Consider the following 6,738-nt stretch of genomic DNA (forward strand, 5'->3'; position numbering starts at 1 on the left):
CACCGCAGTATATGATAAGCAAGGACATAGCAGCTGCATACGTAATAGCAAGAAGAGGACTTGGATTAAAAGAGCAAATTCCCGAAGGGTATATGGCAATTCTAAAAGATTTAGATGCTGACGAATTGGAGGAATTAAAAGAGCACGTAAAGAGAACGGTTAAGAACAAACAACTAAAGAAAAGGCAACTAAAGGAGATAGACAGAGCGATAAAACTGATAAAAAGCCTTGGGAGTGAGCCAGGGAAGGCACTAATACCTCTGGGTGGAACAAGTATTAGTGCCTATAGCACAAGCTATAATCTCTGGCGAGTTCTCAAGGTAGCGGTGGTAACGCCACTCTCCCCTGAGAGGGTATTAAGGGACGTCTCTGTCCTGAAGGGAGTATTACATTCAGGGCAAGTGGGGAGACCCGGTTAAGGGCGCGAGTTCCTGCTTCTTGGGGCAGGGGCTATGGTTGTCCCAAATACCGCCTGTTGGGGCTGGGACAACCTGAAAGGCGGTAAAAAATACCCCAGCCTTCCAAACTGGGAAGTTTGTCACAGTTTGGATGACCAGGTGTACTACCTTGAATAATATAGTAATTGCATGTCAAACGCTTTACGATGAACTAAATTTGGCAGTTAAAATAGCTAACTGTAATTTTCCGATTATTTGGATTGATTCGGAATATCATTTAGATCCAAACAAACTCAGAGAAAAACTCCAGAAGGAAATAGATGCACAGGACGGAGTGGATAATATTTTATTTGCCTATGGGTGCTGCGGGAACGGACTGGTAGGGCTAACAGCAACAACCGCCGATTTGATTATCCCTAAGACAGATGATTGTATTTCAATGTTGATGAGCAAGCCAGGAGAAAAATTTGAAAGGAGGAAGGAGACGTATTTTCTTACAAAGGGATGGATTGAAAGTTCAAAGGGGCTCAAACAGGAATATCAGAATGCTTTAAGGCGTTATGGGCCGGAAAAAACAAAAGCCATATTTAAAATTATGCTAAAAAATTATAAATATTTAATGCTTATAGATGCGGGAGCCTATAATATTCATGAATATATTGAAAAAGCAGCGGAAATTGCAGAGATGACTTCTTTAAATTTAATAGTAGAAAAAGGGAGTATCTGGTATTTGATAAAACTTTTAACAGGGCCCTATGATAAAGACTTCTGCATAATTAAAAAGGGAGAAAAGGTTACTGTGGAACATTTTGGCTTTGTAGATAACAATATTGGACATCAAGACATAGTGGCTATATGAAAGCACTAAAATTAATGCAAACAATTGGTATAAAAGAGTTTGTCAGTAAAGGACCAAGTGAAAAAGAAGCAGGGCAGGTAATTCACGATTTTAGGTGGTTCAGGGGAAAAGAAAATAAAGGTAGAAGAGGTAAAAACCGAAATAGTAAGAATGAGAAGGGGTCAAAATGTGCAGGGAGTGGGTGAGGTAGTATGGAAGATATGGAAAGGCTCTCAATGGAAAGGACTCAATTATTCAGGGATGTATACGATGGTAAAATACCCAAAAGGGTGCCTATTGCAACGGCCGTTGATATAGCTTACGCAATCCAATATGCAGGTTATGATTTGAAAGAGGCTCAATGGAATCTATACTTGCTTAAGGATGTAATTGATAAAGCGGCAAGGGATTTTAAAAGCGATGGTGTTCCAACAGTTTTTTTACGCATACCGCTCATGTATCAGATATTAGGGGCAAAAAATTTTGTAATGAGTTCAGAAGGGTTTATGCAGCATCCGGAAGTAAGTGCAATGGAAGCTGAAGAATACGATGAACTCATAAAAGATCCTTATAAATTCATAATTGAAAAGGTACTTCCAAGGCTTTATAAAAATTTAGATACAACGCCTGAAAAAAGGTCTATAGTTTTTGCAAAGGCTTATAAAGTCTTTTATGATTCAATGATGCAGGTCGGGATATATTCTGCTGAAGCAGCAAGAAAATACGGATTAAGCATGGAAGGTTTGGGAACATTAATAGAAGCACCTTTTGATTTTATTGCTGATCAAATGAGAGGGTTTACTAACATAGTAAAAGATATTAGGAGAATTCCTGAAAAGGTTGCTGAGGCCTGTGAAGCGATACTACCTTTAATGCTAAAAGCAGGTTTGGCACCAGAGCCTTCTTCTTATAAAAGGGCATTTATTCCACTACATATGCCTCCGTATTTGAGGACTTCTGATTTTGAAAAGGTATTCTGGCCTACTTTCAAAAAGTTGGTTGATGGTCTTGTAGAAAAAGGAATGGGAGTGGATCTCTTCCTCGAACAGGATTGGATGAGGTATATCGACTATTTAGCTGAATTACCAAAAGGAGTAAAAATGTGGTTTGAGTACGGAGATCCTAAACTTATAAAAGAAAGATTAGGGAAAAAACATATAATTACGGGTTTATATCCAATATCCTTGTTAAGAACCGGCAACAAAAAGGAATGCATAGACAAAGCAAAAGAATTGGTTGATATTTTGGCACCCGGTGGGGGATATATATTCAATTTTGATAAATCTCCTTTAGTATTGAATGATGCAAAACCGGAAAACATTATTGCGGTAAACGAATTTGTAAGAGAGAATGCAGTCTATAAATAAAGGGGTGAGAAAAGTGGAGATAAAATCAGAATATTATAAAACATGGGAAGAGTATAAAAAGGAAGACAATATAAGACCAGAGGATGAGCGTTTTATGGTTCCTAATATACAGATGGCAGAAGACATGATGTTTAATTTCATAATGTTTTTACTGATGTAAAAAGCCGGGGTTATCCCCGGCCTATTTTAAATAAAATTAGTTTTTTTTTTAATAGGAAATTTTTGTAAAAGTAAATGAAAGAAACGGTAATAAATAAAAAAAAATATACAAAATGTTATAAAATTATCATAATTTATAATTATTGACAAATTACTAAATTATATGATAATATTTATAATGTATATACATGTAAACTAATACTAAAAAATATTGCAGAAGGGAGGGAAATATTGGAAAAAAGATTCTTATCTCCTCAGGAGACCATAATTACAACTATATCAAATGGAGTTAAAAAAACACAGTTATCTTTTAAACAAACCATTTTTTTGGGATTTTTAGCAGGAGTATATATAGGATTTGGAGCTTATGGTAGTATAACAGTAATGCAGACTATGAAAAACATTGATGTAGGACTTATGAAATTCATGGGGGCAATGGTGTTCCCTGTTGGGCTTATGCTGGTAATAATATGCGGAGCGGAACTTTTTACTGGGAACAACCTTTTAGTGATGGCATTATTAGAAAACGAAATTTCATTTTCTTCTATGTTGAGAAATTGGGTTTTGGTATATTTTTCTAATTTTTTGGGTTCAGTGTTTCTTGCTTATTGCCTATCTAAGAGCGGGCTGATTAAGGACAGCGTGTTAAACTTGACATTATCTATTGCACAGAACAAAATTTCCCCTCCTATAATTGAAATGATTATAAGAGGCATACTTTGCAATATATTAGTAGTGTTAGCTGTAATTATGGCTACGGCTTCATTAGATATAGTATCAAAAATATTTTCCTGTTGGTTCCCCATAATGCTCTTTGTCCTTTGTGGTTACGAACACAGTGTAGCTAATATGTTTTTTCTGCCCCTTGCAAAATTCATAGGCAGTAATATCAGTTGGGCTCAAATCTTTTTCAAAAACCTTTTCCCAGTAACCTTAGGTAATTTAATAGGAGGAGCTATTATAATTCCTTTCATATATGTATACTCTTATATGCAGTTACATAAGAAAAAGGATGTACAAATGGGCATTAAAGGGTAATTCGACTATGAGGAGGTTAAAAAAATGTTTTTCCCAAAAGATATAAAATACCATCCCGAGCACACTTGGGTAAAGATAGAGGGTGATATCGGGATTATTGGTATAACTGATTATGCTCAGGATAAGTTGGGGGAAGTACTTTTTGTGGATTTACCTGAGGTAGGAGAAAGCATTTCCCAGGGTGAGGTATTTGGAACTGTAGAATCGGGTAAAGTTGCATCGGATTTGTATTCGCCTGTGAGCGGGGAAGTAATTGAAATTAATGGGGAACTTGAAGAAAATCCAGAAATAATTAATGATTCACCTTATGAAAAAGGGTGGATGATAAAGGTTAAAATAAAAGATGTTGCTGAAATTGATAAACTGCTGGATTATGATGAGTACGCAAATACTATAGGATCATAATAATACAATAATCTTAAGGTGATGGAGGTATGCATGGTGTTCAAAAGCGATATTGAAATAGCTCAAGAAGCAAAACTTCAGCACATAAAGGATATTGCTGCAAAAATAGGGCTTACAGAAGATGATATTGAATATTATGGAAAATATAAGGCAAAGGTGAACTATGAAAATGTTTTTCAAAGAAAAAATGATGTAAAGGATGGGAAATTAATACTTGTAACTGCCATAAACCCGACGCCGGCAGGGGAAGGCAAGACCACTACAACTGTTGGGCTCGGAGATGCCTTAAGAAGGCTCGGGAAAAATGCAGTCATCTGCTTAAGAGAACCCTCCTTAGGACCGGTTTTTGGTGTTAAAGGTGGAGCGGCAGGAGGCGGTTACGCACAGGTTGTACCGATGGAGGATATTAACCTTCATTTTACAGGAGATATTCACGCAGTAGGTGCGGCAAACAATCTGCTTGCAGCAATGGTCGACAACCACATATATCAGGGCAACGAGCTTAATATTGACCCACGCCGCATTGTAATAAGGCGCTGCATAGACATGAACGACAGGCAGCTCAGATTCATAGTAGACGGTTTGGGTGGAAAAGCCAACGGTATGCCCAGGGAGGACGGATTTGACATAACCGTTGCCTCCGAAGTAATGGCGGTATTCTGCCTTGCGAAGGATTTAAAGGACTTAAAGGAAAGGCTTTCAAGGATAATAGTAGCATATACATATGACGGAAAACCTGTCACAGCGGGGGATCTAAAAGCCCACGGCGCTATGACAGCGCTTTTGAAGGATGCATTGAAGCCTAACTTAGTCCAAACCCTTGAGGGGACACCAGCATTTATCCACGGAGGACCCTTTGCCAATATAGCCCACGGCTGCAACAGCGTGATGGCTACAAAGCTTGCACTAAAACTTGCCGACTATGTGGTAACGGAAGCCGGATTTGGAGCTGATTTAGGTGCGGAGAAATTCCTCAACATCAAAGCAAGGTATGCAGGTATAAAACCTCATGCGGTAGTTATTGTAGCAAGCATAAGGGCCCTAAAACATCACGGAGGAGTAGCAAAGGAAAAATTGAATGAGGTTAATTTAGATGCTTTAAGAAAAGGCATCCCAAATTTATTAAAACATGTCGAGAACATAACGAAGAAGTTCAATCTACCTGCGGTAGTAGCGTTAAATAGATTCCCCTCGGATACAGAGGAGGAATTGAACTTGGTGAGGGAAGAATGCAAAGCCTTAGGGGTAAATGTGGTGATATCCGAGGTATGGGCAAAAGGCGGAGAAGGCGGAGTAGAGCTTGCAAAAGAGGTATTAAGGCTAATTGAAGAAGGCAAAAACGGATACGCTCCTTTGTATCCTTTAGAGTTAACCATAAAAGAAAAGATAGAAACCGTTGCAAAGGAAATTTACGGTGCTGATGGTGTAGACTATACTCCGGCAGCACAAAAGGAAATTGAAAACTTGGAGAAATTGGGGTTTGGCAACCTTCCCGTATGTATGGCAAAGACCCAGTATTCTTTGAGTGATAATCCGGCACTGCTTGGCAGGCCCACCGGTTTTAGAATAACCGTGAAGAACGTGAAGGTTTCGGCGGGGGCTGGATTTGTCGTTGCGCTAACCGGAGAAATTATGACGATGCCGGGACTTCCGAAGAGGCCGGCTGCTGAAAATATAGATGTGGATGAAAACGGAAGGATTTGGGGGCTATTCTAAGATGCTCTTTACCATAAATTAATTTTAATTTAAGGATCCCTTATTTAAAAAGGGGATAGGGGGATACCTATGTTTATAGACAGCGATATTAAGGAATTTGTTGAAGCCCTTTCCTCAAAAGAGCCGGTGCCGGGGGGAGGGGGCGCCGCAGCATTAGCCGGCGCCCTCGGTAACGCCCTCGTCAGCATGGTAGGCAACTTAACGGTGGGGAAAGAAAAATACAAAGATGTAGAACCCGAAGTGATAGAAATACTAAAAAAAGCAAAAGAGCTTCAGGAAAAACTTTTATCACTAATAGATGAAGACGCACAGGTTTTCAGCAAAGTGGCAGCAGCCTACAAGATGCCCAAAAACACAGAAGAAGAAAAAGCAAAAAAACAAGAGGCACTAAACCAAGCACTAAAAGATGCTTGTAAGGTGCCAGTAGAAATAATGGAATACTCATTAGAAGCAATAAAACTTCAAAGAAGACTTGCTGAGATAGGTTCAAACCTTGCAATCAGCGATGTGGGAGTAGGGGCACTCCTTTTAAAAGCAGCAGTATTAAGCGGAAAATTAAATGTGTACATAAACCTTAACAGCATAACCGACAAAGAATTCGTAGAAGAAACAAAGGAGCGCATAGAAAAAATCTCGGAGGATGCAGAAAAATTAGCAGATGAAGCCTACCAAATAATATTACAAAAATTAAAAATAGAAAAATAAAACAAAAAAATACGCAAAAAGCAAAAAAAGGAGAGATAAAGAATGGCTTTAATACTTTCCGGCAAGGAAGTAGCCGAGGCCTTAAAGCAGGACTTAACCAAAGAAGTTTCAG

At 38.6% G+C, this 6,738-nt stretch carries 8 protein-coding genes and 1 pseudogene; all 9 read left to right on the forward strand.

Annotation, left to right across the window (positions count from 1 at the left end; translation table 11 throughout):
• Positions 1 to 419 (forward strand): annotated as a pseudogene (locus tag ACPLVF_RS11805) (IS200/IS605 family accessory protein TnpB-related protein); the annotation flags it as partial.
• Between the two features lie 148 nt (positions 420 to 567).
• Complete coding sequence (locus tag ACPLVF_RS11810; protein ID WP_424908024.1) at positions 568 to 1,257, forward strand: DUF1638 domain-containing protein; 690 nt, start codon at positions 568 to 570, stop codon at positions 1,255 to 1,257.
• A complete protein-coding gene (locus tag ACPLVF_RS11815; RefSeq protein ID WP_424908025.1) occupies positions 1,254 to 1,442 on the forward strand; it encodes a hypothetical protein in 189 nt (62 codons plus the stop codon). Before ACPLVF_RS11810 ends, ACPLVF_RS11815 begins: the two co-directional genes overlap by 4 nt.
• 6 nt (positions 1,443 to 1,448) lie before the next feature.
• Positions 1,449 to 2,603, forward strand: coding sequence for a uroporphyrinogen decarboxylase family protein (locus ACPLVF_RS11820; RefSeq protein WP_424908026.1), 1,155 nt, complete (start codon positions 1,449 to 1,451; stop codon positions 2,601 to 2,603).
• A gap of 13 nt (positions 2,604 to 2,616) precedes the next feature.
• Positions 2,617 to 2,763: a hypothetical protein gene (locus tag ACPLVF_RS11825; protein WP_424908027.1), complete on the forward strand. Its 147-nt coding sequence runs from the start codon at positions 2,617 to 2,619 to the stop codon at positions 2,761 to 2,763.
• 230 nt (positions 2,764 to 2,993) lie between these two features.
• Positions 2,994 to 3,800 carry a formate/nitrite transporter family protein gene (locus ACPLVF_RS11830; RefSeq protein WP_424908028.1) on the forward strand — a complete coding sequence of 269 codons (807 nt, stop codon included), beginning with the start codon at positions 2,994 to 2,996 and terminating at the stop codon, positions 3,798 to 3,800.
• A gap of 24 nt (positions 3,801 to 3,824) precedes the next feature.
• Positions 3,825 to 4,205, forward strand: a complete 381-nt coding sequence (gene gcvH, locus ACPLVF_RS11835; RefSeq protein ID WP_424908029.1) for a glycine cleavage system protein GcvH — start codon at positions 3,825 to 3,827, stop codon at positions 4,203 to 4,205.
• 33 nt (positions 4,206 to 4,238) lie between these two features.
• Positions 4,239 to 5,921 (forward strand): formate--tetrahydrofolate ligase, encoded by a 1,683-nt coding sequence (locus tag ACPLVF_RS11840; RefSeq protein ID WP_424908030.1) that lies wholly within the window; start codon positions 4,239 to 4,241, stop codon positions 5,919 to 5,921.
• Between the two features lie 69 nt (positions 5,922 to 5,990).
• Complete coding sequence (locus ACPLVF_RS11845) at positions 5,991 to 6,626, forward strand: cyclodeaminase/cyclohydrolase family protein (protein WP_424908031.1); 636 nt, start codon at positions 5,991 to 5,993, stop codon at positions 6,624 to 6,626.
• Positions 6,627 to 6,738 lie beyond the last annotated feature (112 nt).

Origin of the sequence: Thermovenabulum sp. (assembly GCF_049701175.1) — a bacterium.
In the GTDB taxonomy this organism is placed as follows: Bacteria; Bacillota; Thermosediminibacteria; order Thermosediminibacterales; family Thermosediminibacteraceae; genus Thermovenabulum.

What these genes read in the sequence shown, in the direction of transcription:
- ACPLVF_RS11840 (WP_424908030.1), top strand. Translation starts at nt 4,239, where the DNA reads ATGGTGTTCAAAAGCGATATTGAAATAGCTCAAGAAGCAAAACTTCAG.
- ACPLVF_RS11820 (WP_424908026.1), top strand. Translation starts at nt 1,449, where the DNA reads ATGGAAGATATGGAAAGGCTCTCAATGGAAAGGACTCAATTATTCAGG.
- ACPLVF_RS11845 (WP_424908031.1), top strand. Translation starts at nt 5,991, where the DNA reads ATGTTTATAGACAGCGATATTAAGGAATTTGTTGAAGCCCTTTCCTCA.
- gcvH (WP_424908029.1), top strand. Translation starts at nt 3,825, where the DNA reads ATGTTTTTCCCAAAAGATATAAAATACCATCCCGAGCACACTTGGGTA.
- ACPLVF_RS11815 (WP_424908025.1), top strand. Translation starts at nt 1,254, where the DNA reads ATGAAAGCACTAAAATTAATGCAAACAATTGGTATAAAAGAGTTTGTC.